We start from the raw sequence: 16,684 nt of genomic DNA, 5'->3' as shown, positions 1-16,684 counted from the left end.
CAAGTCCCTGCAAAAACAGTTCTGCCGGGTAATTCGCGTTTGGCTCTGAGTGACACCAGCAGTCGACAGCTGTGAAACCGCTGCCCACCCGTAATAACAGCCCCTGTGAGCGAGCTGGTTGACACCGACCGCCAGTGACCCGACAGCAGTAGGATACGCAGCTTCAGTCCGCCGCACGGTCGCCGCCACCACCGGCGTATGCGCGGGTTACGTCTACCAGTGCCTTGCGGAACTCTGACTCGTCCGGCTCGGGCGAGAGCGACGCGAAGTGGCGCTTGAACTCCGAGAGGTCGACCGCTTCGGCGTCCTGGGCCGCGGCGTGGGCGAGGTCGTACAGCCGGTGGTCGGGCCCGACTAGGTCGTGGCGCTCACACAGCGCAAGGGCAAACGCCGCGTTGACGGCCGTGATGTCCGGGTCCGCGGCCGGCGTCAGCCGTGCGGCCGGTCCGCTGGGGTGGTGCATCCGGGTCGTCGATGTCGAGCGGCCCCAGGTCGGCGGGTCACCAGGCCGGTCTGCGACGGCAGCTGCGAGACTGGCTTCCAGAAACGGCACCAGCTTGTCACCGGGCACCACCGGCATCCAGATATCGTCGGCGTAGACATCTTTCATGTGGTTTGCGATCTGGTAGCAGTGGGTGAGCTTTCGTTGTTCGACCGAACGCCCCGCCAGCGCGAGATAGATGGCTTCCCGCGTCGACTGAGTGTGTGACGGATGCCCGCGTTCGTGGTGATGCATGTGTGCGTACTCGTGTAACGCCAGTTCGCGTGCCATCGCGCTTGTGGCGGCTTGCCGAGAGATTGTCAGCTGGTGAGCGTCGTCGCTGTGGCTGACGCGGGTGCGCTCGTCAGGGTCCGCCCGGACCCGGACAGTCACTGGTCGCTTCAGGTCGTGTTCCGTCGAGAAGAGGTCCCGCGCCCCGAGAAACGGTTCGGCCGGCCCACCCTGCACGTGCACGTCCATGTGTCACTATGTCACGGGACGCAGCGCTATTAATGCACGGGTGGGGGCAGCGTTCGCACGCAGCGCTCAGGACTCAAGCGCCGCGAAACCGCGTTCAAGATCGGCACGGAGGTCCTCGACGTCTTCGATACCGACGGATAACCGGATGAGCGTATCAGAGATGCCGAGTTCGTCCCGTGCCGCCGGTGAGAGTGGTTCGTGTGTCATCGCCGCTGGGAGCTCCGCCAAGCTCTCGACGCCGCCGAGGCTGACTGCCAGCGTCACCGTCTCTAACGCTTCGAGGAAGCGCTTGGCGTCGGCCATGTCTCCGGTCAGCTCGAACGAGAGCACGCCGCCAAAGCCCTGCATCTGCTCGCGAGCCAGGTCATGCTGTGGGTGGCTCTCTAACCCCGGGTAGTGGACTGTTTTGACGCGCTCGTGGTCGTCGAGGTACTGCGCAAGGGCCATGGCGTTGTTCTCGTGTCGGGTCATCCGGACGCCCAGCGTCTTGATGCCCCGCGAGATGAGATAGCTGTCGAACGGGGCGAGCATGTTCCCGAGCGCGATCTGCTGGCGGAACTCTACCCGCTCGGCCACCTCGGGGTCGTCGGTAATCAGCGCGCCGCCGACGGCATCGCTGTGGCCGTTGAGATACTTCGTCGTGCTGTGGACCACGAGGTCCGCACCGAGCGACAGCGGCTGCTGGAAGTACGGACTCGCGAAGGTGTTGTCGACCCCGACCGTTGCGTCGTAGTCGGCGGCAACGGCCGCAATCGCGTCGATGTCGCACAGTTTGATGCCCGGATTCGTTGGTGTTTCGACCCAGACCAACTCCGTTGCCGGCGTCATCGCGGCCGCGACGGCGTCGACGTCGGTTGCGTCGACGAACTCCACGTCAACGCCAAGCTGGTCCCGGAACAGCGTTTCGAACATCCGTCGCGTGCCCGCGTACAGGTCATCAAATGCAACGACGTGATCGCCCGGCTCGACCAGTGAGAGCACCGCTGTTGCAACGGCTGCCGTCCCAGAACTGAAGGCATAGGCCCGCTCTCCGTCTTCGAGCGCAGCTAACTCCTGCTCGAGGCCGTATCGTGTCGGGTTCGACAGCCGCGAGTAGAGGAACTCCCCTTCACCGGGGTCGATGTCCTCCAGCGCCAGATCTGTGTCGAGTCCGGCCAGTTCGTAGGTCGACGAGAGGTGTATCGGGAGCGTGACATCCCCTGCCGCTGTCGCCGCCTCGGTATCGACCGCAATCGTGTCGAGGTGTGGACGCCGAGTCATACGCTCCCGTCCGCTGGCTGGCGCTAATACCTTTGCAATCATTACTCATCTGCATGCAAATAATTATAATCGCCGGGCATACATTCCCGACTACCGACCGAGCGGAATGCCAGACCATGCCACGCGAACGGCCGAATTTCGAGCGGTCACGGCCGTAGTGAAACACTATCCTTTTGACCCTGCTGTTGATAGAAAGCTGTATAATGGGCCGACGTAAGAAAATCGTCCAAGAATGTGAGACACTGATGGACGATCCGGAGCACATCCGGAACATCGCCATCGCTGCTCACGTCGATCACGGAAAGACGACGCTGACAGACAATCTGCTGGCCGGTGCCGGCATGATTTCCGACGACACCGCCGGTGAACAGCTGGCGATGGACACTGAGGAAGACGAACAGGAACGTGGGATCACCATCGACGCGGCTAACGTTTCGATGACCCACGAGTACGAGGACCAGAACCACCTCATCAACCTCATCGACACCCCCGGCCACGTCGACTTCGGTGGCGACGTGACCCGCGCGATGCGTGCCGTCGACGGCGCGCTCGTCGTGGTGGACGCCGTCGAGGGCGCGATGCCCCAGACCGAGACGGTGCTCCGGCAGGCGCTCCGCGAGGGCGTCAAACCGACGCTGTTCATCAACAAGGTCGATCGCCTCATCTCCGAGCTCCAGGAAGGGCCACAGGAGATGCAGGAGCGCCTGCTCGCGGTCATCCAGGACGTCAACGACCTCATCCGCGGCATGACCGAGGAGATGGACGACATCGAGGACTGGACGGTCTCCGTCGAGGAAGGGACCGTCGGCTTCGGCTCCGCGCTGTACAAGTGGGGCGTCTCGATGCCGTCGATGCAGCGGACCGGCATGGACTTCGGCGAAATCATGGAGCTCGAACGCAACGACAACCGTCAGGAACTCCACGAGCGCACGCCGCTGTCCGACGTGGTGCTCGACATGGTGTGTGAGCACTTCCCGAACCCCGTCGACGCCCAGCCGATGCGCGTTCCGCGTATCTGGCGTGGCGACGCCGAATCCCAGCTCGCCGACGACATGCGACTGGTCAACGAGGATGGCGAAGTCGTCCTGATGGTTACCGACATCGGTGTCGACCCCCACGCCGGCGAGATTGCCGCCGGCCGTGTCTTCTCCGGCACGCTGGAGAAGGGTCAGGAGCTGTACGTCTCCGGGACCGCGGGCAAGAACCGCATCCAGAGCGTCGGCATCTACATGGGTGGCGAGCGCGAGGAAGTCGACCGCGTTCCTGCCGGGAACATCGCCGCCGTCACGGGCCTCAAGGACGCCATCGCCGGCTCCACCGTCTCCAGCGAGGAGATGACGCCGTTCGAGTCTATCGAGCACATCTCGGAGCCGGTCATCACGAAGTCCGTCGAGGCACAGAACATGGACGACCTGCCGAAGCTCATCGAGACGCTCCAGCAGGTCGCCAAGGAAGACCCGACCATTCAGGTCGAAATTAACGAGGACACCGGCGAGCACCTCATCTCCGGGCAGGGTGAACTCCACCTGGAAGTGATCGGCCAGCGTATCGAGCGCAATCAGGGCATCCCGATCAACACCGGTGAGCCGATTGTTGTCTACCGCGAGGCCCCCCAGGGCGACAGCCGCGAAGTCGAAGGTCGGTCGCCGAACAACCACAACCGCTTCTACATCAGCATCGAGCCGCTCGGCGACGACATCGTCGAAACCATCAAGATGGGCGAGGCGTCGATGGACATGCCAGAACTGGAGCGCCGTGAGGCGCTGCAGGAAGCCGGCATGGACAAGGACGACTCCCAGAACATCGAGCACATCCACGGGACCAACATCCTGCTCGATGAGACGAAGGGTATCCAGCACCTCAACGAGACGATGGAACTCGTCATCGAGGGTCTCGAAGAAGCCCTCGACGACGGTCCGCTCGCGTCCGAGCCGGTCCAGGGGTCGCTCATCCGTCTCCACGACGCCCGCCTCCACGAGGACGCTATCCACCGCGGTCCGGCCCAGGTCATCCCTGCGGTGCGTGAGGCCGTCCACAACGCGCTCATCGACGCCAGTATCAAGCTGCTTGAGCCGATTCAGCAGGTCCGCATCGACGTGCCCAACGACCACATGGGCGCTGCGAGCGGTGAGATTCAGGGCCGCCGTGGCCGCGTCGACGACATGTACCAGGAAGGCGACCTGATGGTCGTCGAAGGCGTCGCGCCGGTCGATGAGATGATCGGCTTCTCCTCCGACATCCGCTCGGCTACCGAGGGCCGTGCCTCCTGGAACACTGAGAACGCCGGCTTCCAGGTCCTTGCCGACAACCTCCAGCCCGACAAGATCAGCGAGATCCGCGAGCGCAAGGGCATGAAGCAGGAACTGAACCCGGCTATCGACTACTTCTAGACCACCTTTTTCCACGGGGGGTTCGGGCGCTACGCGCCCTCAACCCCCGCGCAAAAACGTGGGCGAAAAAGGCGCGAATCGCGGAGCGATTCGCGGGAAACCACGCGCCTGCGGCGCGCGGTATGCTTGTCTGCCGTTCTCTTGTCTTCGCTTCGCTACAGGACTGCCTTATTTACCTGCTTGTTCCCGCAGTCGGTCGATTCGGTTCCCCAGCGGCGGCGATTGCGAGAAGGGATTCGATACTCGTCGTCTCGATGGTTCCATGTCGTGGACGTCGGCGTACCGTTCGAGCGCGTCGGCGACGGCGTCCGGGCCGACGCGCTCGGCCGCATAGTCGTCGGCCGCGCGGACGCCGCGGCGAGCGGTCCACAGACTGACAATGAAAACCCCAAGACTCGCCCCGAAAAGGGGCCACAGCGGGCCGCGGTCGGCCAGCGTCATGAACAGCGGGACCAGCGCGAGCAACAGACCGGCGACGACCCGAGCGAGCACCCGGGCGTCCTGGCGGCCGGCCTGGACCGCGAGTAGAGCCGTCGCCGTTTCGTCGTCGAGCGTATTCAGGAACGTACTCGTCACGAACAGGCGGCGGTATCCGGGGACGCCGCGGACGGTCGCGTTCGCTGTCCCCTCCCGGTCGGTGTCGAGAATCCGAACGTCACGGACGGTCAATCCTGCCCGTTCCCGGAGTCGAGTCAGCGTCGCTTCTGTCGACTCGTCCGGTGTCCGGACCGACCGAACTACCGGGATAATCCAGGGTGCCGCGGCCTGCGCGGCGACGATGAGCGCGGCGACGGCGGCGAGCAGGACGACCGGCGACAGTCCGGTCTCAAGCGGTGCGGTGATGAGGGCCGCGAAAACCGAGAGCCCGAGCACGTACCGCCCCATACGGACGAGCGCTCGACCGGTCGAGAGGTCGATGTCCCGGACGCTACGGACACCCCGAACGGTCGGGGCGTAGGCGGTCAGTCCGACGACACCGGCGGCGAGCAGTTCGGTGAACGTCGCCAGCAACGCCTCGACCGTTCCGGCCCCGCCGCCGACCACCACGTAGCCGAATCCGAGCAGTCGAAAGACGACGTACGACAGCAGGGCGAACGGGAGCAGGACGCCGAGGTACAACTGTCGATACCTGGCGACAGGGTTCGAGAGTCGCTGTACGACTGCGCTTCCGAGCGCGCCGAGGGCAATTCCGACGACGGCGAGGACACTGACGACGAACACCGCCGTACCTATCGATATCGGGCTTGACTGGAGGGCGTACACATACGACACGCTTCACCGGCAGGAAAAAAACGTAGCGTTCCCCTGAAACTGGCTGTCACGACGGAGGCGGACCCCACGCTTAGGTCACCCGGCACCGAACGGCAGGGTATGAGCGACCGCTTGCATCAGATTGTGGATCTTCTCGTTGCTGCTGTTATCGCCGGCACGTCGACGTTCATCTGGAGCTTCGTCCTGCCGACGGGGCTGGCGCTGACGCTTGCAGGGATGTTCGCGGCGATGTACTACTTCTCGCGAAATCCCTGGGGGTCGACCCGCGGCGAGGCGTACAACGAGTGGATCGACGACCTGTACGACCGCTTTCTGCCCTGAGACCAAACGAACGGTTTCTTATACGTGCCCCCGCTGAGTCATCTACAATGAGCCGAGATACCCAGGAGGTGAGCGGGCGATGAGCGACTCGACCGACGAGGTACGGTCCTACACAGTTCGGCTGGAACTGGTCGACGAACCGGGCGAACTGCTGCGGGCGCTCGACCCCATCGCCAACAACGGCGGGAACCTCCTCTCTATCTTCCACGAGCGGGGGAACGTGACCCCGCGGGGCCACATCCCCGTGGAGGTCGACTTGGAGGCGACCCCCGAGCGGTTCGACGGGATCGTCGACGCACTCCGGGACGCGGGCATCAACGTCATCCAGGCCGGGGCCGAGCAGTACAGCGAGGCGCTGACGATCATCCTCACCGGTCACCTCGTCAACACCGATCTCTCCGACACGCTCTCGCGGATTCACGAGTCCACGGACGCGACCGTGACCGACCTCTCGCTGTCGGCACCGGAGGGGACCGACGACGCCTCCAGCGCGCGCATCCGACTGGCCACGGAGGAAGGGGCGGTCGACGAGACGATGTCTGCCATTCGTGCTGTCGCCGATGAGAAGGGACTCCACGTAATTGAGCCACTCGCTGCGGGAGGTGAGGCATGAGACTCGCTGTCATCGGTGCCGGCGCAGTCGGCTCCTCTGTCGTCGAACTGGCGAGCGACCACGGCCACTCGGTTACTGCGTTTGCCGATTCCAGCAGCGCCGTTATCGATAGCGCCGGCATCGATACCGCCGAAGCACTCGACCGGAAGCGGACCGACGGCGTCGTCGGCAGTGACGAACCTGCGGACGCGCTCTCGGCCGACTACGACGTCCTCGTCGAGGCAACGCCGACGACGCTTGGCGACGCCGAGCCGGGATTCGGCCACGTTCAGACCGCACTCGAACGTGACCGCCACGCTGTGCTGGCGAACAAGGGACCGGTCGCCGAACGGTACGCGGACGTTCGCTCGTTGGAGCGCGAAAGCGATGGGTCAGTGCTGTTCGAGGCGACCGTCGGCGGCGCGATGCCGATTCTCTCGACTATCAACGACTTCGACCCGAGCCATATCACCGCCGTTCGCGGGGTGCTGAATGGGACCGCGAACTTCATACTCTCCCGGATGGCGACCGAGGGCCTCGATTACGAGCACGTCCTCGCGGAGGCACAGGACCTCGGTGTCGCCGAGGCCGACCCGACCTTCGACGTGGATGGCACCGATGCGGCGCTGAAAGGCGTCATCATCGCGAACGTTCTGTCCGGCGACGAAACAGAGTACACCCTTGATGACGCTGTGGTAGAGGGAATTCAAGATATCTCCGGCAGCGCGCTCGAACTCGCGCGTGCGGACGGTCGGACCGTCCGGCTCATCGCCGAGGTCGTCGAAGGGTCCGTCCGCGTCGGCCCGCGACTTGTTCCGGACAACGCCCCGCTCGCCGTCTCAGGCACTCGGAACATCGCCCAGCTAGAGACCGAACACGCCGGCCAGCTCAACATCTCCGGTCGCGGTGCTGGTGGTCCGGAGACGGCAAGCGCCGTGCTTGCCGATATCGGCCGACTGTAACGGGCCAGCAGGACTTCCGACGCGGCTGCGTCGTTCTTCGTATTCATCACGTTTCCCAGCCACCAGTCCCGTTTGTCACTCCGAAGGACACAAACCCGGCCGTGACTGTCGGTACTGACCGCTCCGGGCGGTCGAGCTATCGGGTGCCACACTACCATGCCATGGCGTGCCGAATCGCAAGAAAGCGACGGCCTGACGCTTACACGCTTTCGAAATCGTTTTATGAACCACCAGCTAATAAATCCGATACAGCGCCTCTGCGCGTGAGAGATAACAATGAGCGACGAACAACACCAGAACCTGGCCATCATCGGCCACGTCGACCACGGGAAGAGCACGCTCGTCGGCCGACTCCTGTACGAGACAGGATCGGTACCGGAGCACGTCATCGAACAGCACAAGGAAGAAGCCGAGGAGAAGGGCAAGGGCGGATTCGAGTTCGCCTACGTCATGGACAACCTCGCCGAAGAGCGTGAGCGTGGTGTCACCATCGACATCGCCCACCAGGAGTTCAGCACCGACACCTACGATTTCACCATCGTGGACTGTCCTGGTCACCGCGACTTCGTGAAGAACATGATTACCGGCGCGTCCCAGGCCGACAACGCCGTCCTGGTCGTCGCCGCCGACGACGGCGTCCAGCCGCAGACCCAGGAGCACGTGTTCCTGGCCCGTACCCTGGGCATCGGTGAACTCATCGTCGCCGTCAACAAGATGGACCTCGTCGACTACGGCGAGTCCGAGTACAAGCAGGTCGTCGAAGAGGTCAAGGACCTCCTCACCCAGGTCCGCTTCGACCCCGATAACGCCAAGTTCATCCCGGTCTCCGCGTTCGAAGGCGACAACATCGCCGACGAATCCGAGCACACGGGCTGGTACGATGGCGAAATCCTGCTCGAAGCACTCAACGAACTGCCGGCACCGGAGCCGCCGACGGACGCGCCGCTCCGACTGCCGATTCAGGACGTCTACACCATCTCCGGCATCGGTACGGTCCCGGTTGGCCGTGTCGAGACTGGTATCCTGAACACGGGCGACAACGTCAGCTTCCAGCCGTCTGATGTCTCCGGTGAAGTGAAGACCGTCGAGATGCACCACGAGGAAGTCCCGAAGGCCGAGCCCGGTGACAACGTCGGGTTCAACGTCCGCGGCGTCGGCAAGGACGACATCCGGCGCGGTGACGTCTGTGGTCCGGCCGACGACCCGCCATCGGTCGCTGAAACCTTCCAGGCCCAGATCGTCGTGATGCAGCACCCAAGCGTCATCACCGAGGGCTACACCCCGGTCTTCCACGCTCACACGGCACAGGTCGCCTGTACTGTCGAGTCCATCGACAAGAAGATCGACCCGTCCTCCGGCGAGGTCGCCGAGGAGAACCCCGACTTCATCCAGAACGGGGACGCTGCCGTCGTGACGGTCCGCCCACAGAAGCCGCTCAGCATCGAGCCGTCCTCCGAGATTCCGGAGCTCGGTTCGTTCGCCATCCGCGACATGGGTCAGACCATCGCCGCCGGCAAAGTCCTCAGCGTCAACGAGCGATAACGTATGTCCCAGCAGGCACGCGTTCGGCTCGCGGGCACAAGCCCCGAGGACCTCGACGACATCTGCGCCGACGTGCGGGAGATCGCGAACAAGACCGGTGTCGAACTCTCCGGTCCGGTTCCGCTCCCCACCAAGACGCTTGAGGTTCCCACCCGCAAGTCCCCCGACGGTGAGGGGACCGCGACGTGGGAACACTGGGAGATGCGCGTCCACAAGCGGCTCATCGATATCGACGCCGACGAACGGGCACTGCGCCAGCTGATGCGCATCCAGGTTCCCAACGACGTCTCCATCGAGATCGTCCTCGAGGACTGAACCTCGGGGGAACTGTCGCTTTGCGACAGCGTCGTTGTGTACGCCCGTCCGAACCGCTGGCCGGGACAGTGTGAATCGCTATCGAAGGCCGCTCTCACGCGCAGGGTTTTTATAACTCCGCGTTCGAGTGGCAGACCACGCGGGCTCGTAGATCAGTGGCAGATCGCTTCCTTCGCAAGGAAGAGGCCCCGGGTTCAAATCCCGGCGAGTCCATACGCGCTCTGTGCATTCAGTGCTTGCAAACGCGTCGCTGTTTTATACATACCACCCGTTCGGATCATGTCTCTGCTCTGTCAGCGGTAGCTTTACCGGTAGTAGTTTGATGAGGCGCCCGAAGGGAGAACCCGTCTCGAGAGGGCAGTCGAAACTACTGGAGTATTACTCATAGTTTCGGTTAGGGAGCGGTCCGAGCAGGTGCGCTGTTCAGAAGAACTGGAACAGATCGTCACGCTGGGCTTCGTGAAGGTGGTGTCGGACGGCCTCGTTCAGCGGTTCGATGGAGCCGCGTTTCGCGGTGATCGGTGCGATAGTCTCTTGCCACTGTTGCCACGGCGGGTGCAATCCGAGCCGGTCACAGAGTTCGTTCAGCCGTTCATCCTTGTCGTCGACTTTGTCCATCTTGTTGACGGCGACGACCGGTTCGACACCGACCTCTCGGAGGAAGTGAAACATCTCTACATCGTGTGGAATCTCGTCGGGGCCGGAGTGGCGGTCGATGATGTCGATGACGGACTTGCCGTCTACGACGAGAATACCGAGGAGAATATGCTCGGCGTGGCGCTCGACGTACTGGACCACGTCGGTCTTGATCTCCTCACGGACGTCCGCAGGAACGCCTTTCATGTACCCGAAGCCGGGCAGGTCACTGATGACGAAGTCGGCGCTGGCCCAGTCGAAGTGGTTGGGAGAGCGGGTGACGCCAGGCCGTTGGCCCGTGTCGAACGTGTGGCCCGTTATCTCGCGCATCAACGTCGATTTCCCGACGTTTGACCGGCCGACGAGTACCACCTCGGCGTCCCGGTCCGGTCGTGATTCGAACATACCTCGTGTACTCTGCCAGCGGGGAAAAGCGCGTCCGTTTTGTGAGGATCGACAGGTCTGGGGCAACCGTGTTTTTCCTGCCTTGCACCTGAGACCCGGTGACCAGCCGCTTTTTTACCCTCGGGAGTCCCACCCGGAGGCGTGCGGTTGGTACAGCTACTGATTCCGACAGGGAAGCGCGACGCCGTCCTGGGCGTGTTGGCCGAGGAGGGCATCGATTACGTGCTCACTGACGAGACGAGCGGGCGGGAGTTCACCGCTGTGGTCACCTTTCCGGTCCCGACCAACGCACTCGAACCAGTCCTCGAAGAGTTGCGGGATGTCGGCATCAACGATGACGGCTATACCGTCGTCGTGGACGCGAACACTGTCATCTCCAGCCAGTTCGACGAGCTAGAGGAGACGTACGCCGAGGAAGAAGACGAGGACCGTATCGCGCGTGAGGAACTCACCTCGAAGGCGAAGGACCTCGCCCCCTCGATGTCGAACTATGCGCTCATGACCGTTATCAGCGCGATTATCGCAACCGCGGGGCTGTTGCTCGACTCCCCAGCCGTCGTCGTCGGGTCAATGGTTATCGCACCGCTCATCGGCCCGGCGATGACCGCCAACGTCGGCACTGTCGTCGATGATCAGGAGATGTTCGTCCGCGGCGTCAAACTTCAGGCTATCGGGCTTGGACTCGCCGTCGTGAGCGCCACCGGCTTCGCCCTGCTCGTCCGGTATGCCAACGTCATCCCGCCGCTCGCTGACGTGACTGCGGTCGGCCAGATACGCGAGCGGGTCGCCCCTGACTTCCTCTCTTTAGTCGTCGCACTCGGAGCCGGCGCAGCGGGTGTCGTCAGCCTCACCAGCGGCGTCTCGACGGCACTGGTCGGCGTCATGATCGCCGTCGCGCTCATTCCACCGGCGGCCACGGTCGGAATCGGCATCGCCTGGGGCCAACCGCTCGTCAGTCTCGGATCCGCCGTGTTGTTGCTGGTGAACGTTCTTTCGATCAACCTCGCTGTGCTCGTCGGCCTCTGGTATCAGGGCTATCGCCCCGAACACTGGTTTCAGGAGAGCAACGCACGGTCGGCAACTGTCAAACGAATCGGCGTCCTCGTCGTCTCGATACTCGTCCTGTCGGCGTTTCTGGGCGGCGTGACGCTGGACTCATACCAGCGAGCGACGACGGAATCGGATATCCGCGAGGGTATTGAAGAAAGCGTCGACCCGCCAGCGAGTGTCCTGTCGGTCCAAGTCGAGTCGACGAACACCGCGATCTTCCAACAGCCGCGCCGCGTCGTCGTCACTGTCGGTCTGCCGCCGGACGCAGAGCAGCCACTGCTTGTCGACCAGCTTGACACCGTGGCCGACGATGCGGCCGGTCGGGACGTTGCGACAGAAGTTCATTACGTCACCGTCGAACGGAATGGTTGACGCTCAAAGGCGACTTTGAGCGTTCGGTGACATAAATACCGTCGGGCGTGTCGGAGACGGTATGGTATCACGACCACTTGCAATCGCTGGCGTGCTGGCACTGCTCATCGTCGGCGGCGCCGGGTTCGCACTCGCGGACACCGGCACCGTCGCGCCGTCGTCGAATTCAACTGTGAGCGTCAGCGCCGACGCGACCGTCGAACGCGCGCCCGACCGTGCAACTGTCACCGTCGCCGCGGTGGGCCGCGGTGAGACCGCCGAAGCAGCGCGAAACAACCTCAGCGGTGACGCCGACGCCATCACGTCGGCGCTGGAAGACGAGGGCGCAGACGTGACATCCTCGCGGTTCCAGATACGCCCTGAGTACGAGGAGAGTAGGGAAGGGCGCGAACAGGTCGGCTACGTGGCGATCCACACCGTCGAAGCCGAAACGAGCAACGTTTCGACTGCCGGGACACTCATTGATGCCGCAGTCGACGCCGGCGCGGACCGCGTCGAGGGCGTTCGCTACTCACTGAGTGAGGAGACGCGACAGAACGCCCGCGAAGAAGCCTTGACGACCGCCATGGACAACGCCCGGACAGACGCCGAAGTCGTCGCCGCCACCGAGGGGCGGTCCGTCGGTGACGCGGTCACGGTCCAGACTAGCGACCGCGGCCGGCCCGTCGCGTACGAGACGGCCGCCTACGCCGGCGATGCCGGCGGGCGGACGAACATCGAACCCGGCGATGTCACTGTCGACGCCTCCGTCAGTGTGACTTACGAGCTGGACTGAGACTTCTTTCTCGCCGCTCCCCGTTCGCGGTCTCAAAACATCGCCCGGTAGCGACCGCAGTCCTCGCGGGTCGCGTCGCTCCCCGCTCGGCGTTTCGAGACGCCTCCCGATGGTGACCGCAGTCCTCGCGGGTCGCGTCGCTCCCCGCTCGGCGTTTCGAGACGCCTCCCGATGGTCGGCGTCTCGCTATGCCTCGCTACTCGTCAAACGGCAGTTCGAGCTCGTAGTCTACCGCGTCGATAGCGGCCTGCAGAACGCCGTCGACGTTGTCGTCCTCGGTGACGCTCATGTAGTGATCGGCCTCCACGTCCGTCGAGAGGTCGCTCTTGTTGGCGATGGTCAGCACCGGCACGTCGAAACGCGCTTCAATGTCGTTGCGCAGTTCAAGCTGGTCCGCCAGCGGGTAACCACACTCGCCGCTGGGGTCGACGAACACGAGCACGGCGTCGGCGAGGTGTTCGAGCGCGCTCACGGCCTGTGATTCGATTTCGTTGCGGTCTTCCGGCGGCCGGTCGAGCAGGCCGGGCGTGTCGACGAGCTGGTATCGGATACGCTGGTCCTCGAAGTGCCCGACCCGAATCTGGGTCGTCGTGAACGGGTACGAGGCGATCTCGTTGTCGGCACGCGTGACACGGTTGACGAACGACGACTTGCCGACGTTCGGGTAGCCGGCAACGACGATGGCCGGTTCGTCCGGGCGGATGTCGGGAATGTCTTTGAGGGCGTTGTGGGCGGTCGAGACAGCGGCGAGGTCGTCTTCGACTTCCTCGACGACGTCGGCGATACGGGCGAAGGCCTGCTTTCGGAGCTTCCGGGCGGTATCGATATCACCGCGGGCGACGCGGCTCTCGTACTCCTGGCGGATCTCGACGACCTTGTCTGCGGCCCACGAGATCTCCGAAAGGTGCTGTTTCAGCGCGTCGATACCGGGGTCGTCGTCCGCGGGGTAGGCCTCGCCGACGACGGCGTCGGCGAGTTCGACGTAGAAGGGGTCGAGGTCATCAATCGTCGGCCACGCGGTCACCACGTTCTCCATGTTGTCGGAGGCGATGTTCGACGCCGTCATCAGCATCGACTGCTGGGCTTCGTTCCCGTCCTTGGCCCCGCCGGCGCGCGACGCCCGCGAGAAGGCTTTGTCCACGAGCTCCTCGGCGGTAGGCGTCGTCGGCAGACCCTCGAAGGGATGGCTCATAGGTTTCGTTGACGGCCGGAGCGTAAAAGCGCGTTCAATCGCGCCCCAAACTGTTACGAGTCACGTTTTTGCCTGTCCCGGACACAGGTCCGGTATGGCACACATCGATGCCGGCGAGATTCTGCCCAACGACCACGTCCAGCAGATGGCTGCCGAGGGACGGGTCACACAGATGCACCGCGGCCACCAGTACGCTGACGAGGGCGACACGTTCGAAATCGACGGCACAGAGTTCGAGGTGACGGATGTGACCCACCGGACGCTTGGCGATATGACCGACGAGGACGCCCAGCGTGAGGGGTCCGAAGACCTCGACGCGTACAAGGAACGCATGAAGAAAGTTCACGGGAGCTTCGAGTGGGACGACGACAGCGAGGTCGTCCGCCACCGGTTTGCGCCCGTCGACGAGTAACACCGCGACGAGTAGCGACTCCCGGCAGCCCCACGCGCCGCAGGCGGGCTGCCACCGCGTCGCAGGCAATCCTTATCAACTCCGGTAACTCTCAGTAACTACATGACGGAAATGACGACGAAGCCGAAGGCAGACGACCCGGAGCGGGCGCATCTCGCAGACGTTGAAGATGGCTGTGGCTGTACCGAAATCTGGGAGCACATGAGCGAAGCCCGCGACGAAGCCGACGACTGAGCGCCCTATTGTTCCGATACCACGTCGATACCAGTAAACTCGAAGCGTGTACCGCCGCTGTCACTTTCGGTGAGCGTGACTGTCCACCCGTGAGCAGCAGCGATCTGTGAGACTATCGAGAGCCCGAACCCGGTGCCGTCAGTCGTCGTCGAGTAGCCGCTCTCGAACACTGTCTCCCGGTCGGCTTCGGGGATTCCCGGGCCATCGTCCGAGACGGCGAACCCGTTCGGAATTGCACTGACCCTTATTGTCACGGCTGAAACATCGTGTCTGTCGGCATCGTCAGACTGTCCCTGACCGTCCGGTACGCTGTGTTCCACGGCGTTTCGGATCAGGTTTTCCAACAACTGTTTGAGCCGCGTCATGTCCGCCTGTATCTTGCGGTCGGTGTCGACCACAAGCCTCGCGTCACCGGTATCGACTACTTCCCAGCAGTCCCTGACTGCCGTTGCCAGTGCCACCGTTTCCATCTCGGTAATGCTGTCGCCGGTTCGAGCCAGCAACAGGAGATCGTCAATCAGTGCCTGCATCCGGTCGAGTGCCTGTTCTATCGCAGCGATGTTGTCGTCGTCACACTCTTTTTTCAGCGCATCCAGCCGGCCGATAGCGACGTTCAGGGGGTTGCGAAGGTCGTGACTGACGACCGTGGCGAACTGCTCCAGCCGGTCGTTTTGCGCCGACAGCTCCTGCTCACGGTCACGGAGTTGCCTGTCGCGCTCGACGGCGGCGAGGGCGGCCTCCATGTTCGCTGCGAGGATTCGCCCGGCGACGATGTCTGCCTCGTTGAAGGCGTCGACGGTCGTCGACGCGGCGATGAGAATGCCGTGTCCCCCCAGTGGCAGATACAGCTCGCTGCGTGTCGGCGTCTCGGGGTTCTGTACGTCTTCGTCCAGCCGCACGTCGGGAACTGCGGTTGCCTCGCCGCTCTCGTACACTCGCCAGGCGATGCTATCGCTCGGCTCGAACGTCGGGATATCACCGACCAGCTTCCGGGCTGACGCGGTCGCGGCGACGGGCTCTAACTGGCCATCGTCGTTGATGAGGTGGACAGCGTTTGCGTCGAGTCCAATAATCTCCGCGGCCGCGTTGACCCCGATGCCGGCGACCTTGTTGCGGACTTCGGCAGCCATCAACTCCCGCGTGGCCTCGTGTAGCGCTTCGAGTCGGTGCTCGCGCTCGTCGGTATCGCTTTGGTCGCTGATGACCGACACTGTGCCGTCTTCGCCGTCCCACGTCACGTCACACGCTGTAATGCTGGTCTGGACACTGTTGCCGGCTAGTGTCCGTATCATCCGTCCGGCCTGACCGGCCGTCTGGTCGTTCTCGACGACGCGTTCGACGGTTTCGGTCCCACCGTCAGATGTCGGTTCAACGAGGTCGGTCAGTGGCCGGTCACAGAGTTCGTCGCTGTCGGCTGCGCCGAACAAATCCACCGCCGCCGGGTTCGCATACACGACAGTGTCACCCACGCTAACGAGGACCGCATCGCTCGTCGCATCGAGAATCCGCGTTGTCCGTTTCTGTGCGGCGTCAGCTGTTGCTTTCACTCTGACTCGTTCGACGGCGTTTCGGATTCGCTGTGCGAGTACGGCGTACTGCTGTGCCCCGTGCGTTTTTTGAATGTAATCGGTGACACCGGCGGTGACTGCCTCGCTTGCGAGCGTTTCGCTCCCCTGACTGGTAAACAGCAGGAACGGTATGTCCGGATCTCTGGCGCGGACTGCTTCCAGAAACTCCAGCCCGTCGGTGCCCGGCATATTGTAGTCACTGACGATGCAGTCCACGTCGTGTTCGTCCAGATACGACAGCCCGTCTGTAGCACTTGTGACGCCGGTGGCGCTGATCGCCTTGTCCTTGCGTTCGAGATGTGTCGCGATGAGATCGGCGTACGATGGTTCGTCATCGACACAGAGGACTGTAACGCCCGACGCCACATGGCCCATGGGCGTCGATATGCACCGTATCGGTGTCAATCTGTCGTGCCTCTCTCTGA

16 protein-coding genes and 1 tRNA gene are annotated in these 16,684 nt (G+C 63.4%); 11 read left to right on the top strand and 6 right to left on the bottom strand.

What is annotated here, in order from left to right; genetic code table 11:
* Window positions 1-163: 163 nt before the first annotated feature.
* Together C437_RS03175 and C437_RS03170 are read right to left on the bottom strand one after the other, a co-directional pair.
* The gene (locus C437_RS03175) at window positions 164-961 is read right to left on the bottom strand and encodes a DUF5781 family protein (RefSeq protein ID WP_004515433.1); all 798 of its coding nucleotides are present in this window, start codon (window positions 959-961) and stop codon (window positions 164-166) included.
* 66 nt (window positions 962-1,027) lie between these two features.
* The gene (locus C437_RS03170) at window positions 1,028-2,221 is read right to left on the bottom strand and encodes a trans-sulfuration enzyme family protein (RefSeq protein ID WP_004515432.1); all 1,194 of its coding nucleotides are present in this window, start codon (window positions 2,219-2,221) and stop codon (window positions 1,028-1,030) included.
* A gap of 203 nt (window positions 2,222-2,424) precedes the next feature.
* On the opposite strand from C437_RS03170, the gene C437_RS03165 reads away from it, so the two are divergent.
* Window positions 2,425-4,611, top strand: a complete 2,187-nt coding sequence (locus C437_RS03165) for an elongation factor EF-2 (RefSeq protein ID WP_004515431.1) — start codon at window positions 2,425-2,427, stop codon at window positions 4,609-4,611.
* Between the two features lie 168 nt (window positions 4,612-4,779).
* Here C437_RS03165 and C437_RS03160 read toward each other — a convergent pair whose 3' ends face one another.
* The gene (locus tag C437_RS03160; RefSeq protein ID WP_241431626.1) at window positions 4,780-5,874 is read right to left on the bottom strand and encodes a M48 family metalloprotease; all 1,095 of its coding nucleotides are present in this window, start codon (window positions 5,872-5,874) and stop codon (window positions 4,780-4,782) included.
* Between the two features lie 108 nt (window positions 5,875-5,982).
* Here C437_RS03160 and C437_RS03155 point away from each other — a divergent pair, with 108 nt between their 5' ends.
* From C437_RS03155 to C437_RS03130, 6 genes are all read left to right on the top strand, one after another.
* Window positions 5,983-6,204 (top strand): hypothetical protein, encoded by a 222-nt coding sequence (locus C437_RS03155; RefSeq protein WP_004515429.1) that lies wholly within the window; start codon window positions 5,983-5,985, stop codon window positions 6,202-6,204.
* 79 nt (window positions 6,205-6,283) lie between these two features.
* On the top strand, window positions 6,284-6,817 hold the full coding sequence (locus C437_RS03150; RefSeq protein WP_004515428.1) for a hypothetical protein: 534 nt from the start codon (window positions 6,284-6,286) through the stop codon (window positions 6,815-6,817).
* Window positions 6,814-7,758 (top strand): homoserine dehydrogenase, encoded by a 945-nt coding sequence (locus tag C437_RS03145; RefSeq protein ID WP_004515427.1) that lies wholly within the window; start codon window positions 6,814-6,816, stop codon window positions 7,756-7,758. Before C437_RS03150 ends, C437_RS03145 begins: the two co-directional genes overlap by 4 nt.
* A gap of 276 nt (window positions 7,759-8,034) precedes the next feature.
* Window positions 8,035-9,300: a translation elongation factor EF-1 subunit alpha gene (tuf, locus tag C437_RS03140; RefSeq protein WP_004515426.1), complete on the top strand. Its 1,266-nt coding sequence runs from the start codon at window positions 8,035-8,037 to the stop codon at window positions 9,298-9,300.
* 3 nt (window positions 9,301-9,303) lie between these two features.
* Entirely contained in the window at window positions 9,304-9,615 is a 312-nt protein-coding gene (gene rpsJ / locus C437_RS03135) for a 30S ribosomal protein S10 (RefSeq protein ID WP_004515425.1), read from the top strand.
* A 141-nt stretch (window positions 9,616-9,756) separates the two neighbouring features.
* Window positions 9,757-9,828 (top strand) — tRNA-Ala (locus C437_RS03130).
* Between the two features lie 210 nt (window positions 9,829-10,038).
* On the opposite strand, the gene engB is transcribed toward C437_RS03130, so the two are convergent.
* Complete coding sequence (engB, locus tag C437_RS03125) at window positions 10,039-10,656, bottom strand: GTP-binding protein EngB (protein ID WP_004515424.1); 618 nt, start codon at window positions 10,654-10,656, stop codon at window positions 10,039-10,041.
* A 141-nt stretch (window positions 10,657-10,797) separates the two neighbouring features.
* Between engB and C437_RS03120 the strand changes: the two genes are divergently transcribed.
* Together C437_RS03120 and C437_RS03115 are read left to right on the top strand one after the other, a co-directional pair.
* Entirely contained in the window at window positions 10,798-12,078 is a 1,281-nt protein-coding gene (locus C437_RS03120; RefSeq protein WP_004515423.1) for a TIGR00341 family protein, read from the top strand.
* A 61-nt stretch (window positions 12,079-12,139) separates the two neighbouring features.
* Window positions 12,140-12,853, top strand: a complete 714-nt coding sequence (locus C437_RS03115) for an SIMPL domain-containing protein (protein ID WP_004515422.1) — start codon at window positions 12,140-12,142, stop codon at window positions 12,851-12,853.
* Between the two features lie 196 nt (window positions 12,854-13,049).
* Here the strand turns inward: C437_RS03115 and C437_RS03110 are convergent, their stop codons facing one another.
* The gene (locus C437_RS03110; protein ID WP_004515421.1) at window positions 13,050-14,045 is read right to left on the bottom strand and encodes an NOG1 family protein; all 996 of its coding nucleotides are present in this window, start codon (window positions 14,043-14,045) and stop codon (window positions 13,050-13,052) included.
* Between the two features lie 94 nt (window positions 14,046-14,139).
* Between C437_RS03110 and C437_RS03105 the strand changes: the two genes are divergently transcribed.
* The gene (locus tag C437_RS03105) at window positions 14,140-14,457 is read left to right on the top strand and encodes an ASCH domain-containing protein (protein ID WP_004515420.1); all 318 of its coding nucleotides are present in this window, start codon (window positions 14,140-14,142) and stop codon (window positions 14,455-14,457) included.
* 102 nt (window positions 14,458-14,559) lie between these two features.
* Window positions 14,560-14,691, top strand: coding sequence for a hypothetical protein (locus C437_RS21040; RefSeq protein WP_004515419.1), 132 nt, complete (start codon window positions 14,560-14,562; stop codon window positions 14,689-14,691).
* A 5-nt stretch (window positions 14,692-14,696) separates the two neighbouring features.
* Here C437_RS21040 and C437_RS03100 read toward each other — a convergent pair whose 3' ends face one another.
* Window positions 14,697-16,634: a response regulator gene (locus tag C437_RS03100; protein WP_004515418.1), complete on the bottom strand. Its 1,938-nt coding sequence runs from the start codon at window positions 16,632-16,634 to the stop codon at window positions 14,697-14,699.
* Window positions 16,635-16,684 lie beyond the last annotated feature (50 nt).

The sequence above is a fragment of the Haloarcula vallismortis ATCC 29715 genome, assembly GCF_000337775.1.
Classification (GTDB): Archaea; Halobacteriota; Halobacteria; order Halobacteriales; family Haloarculaceae; genus Haloarcula; species Haloarcula vallismortis.
This window is presented reverse-complemented; position numbering and strand designations above follow the sequence as displayed.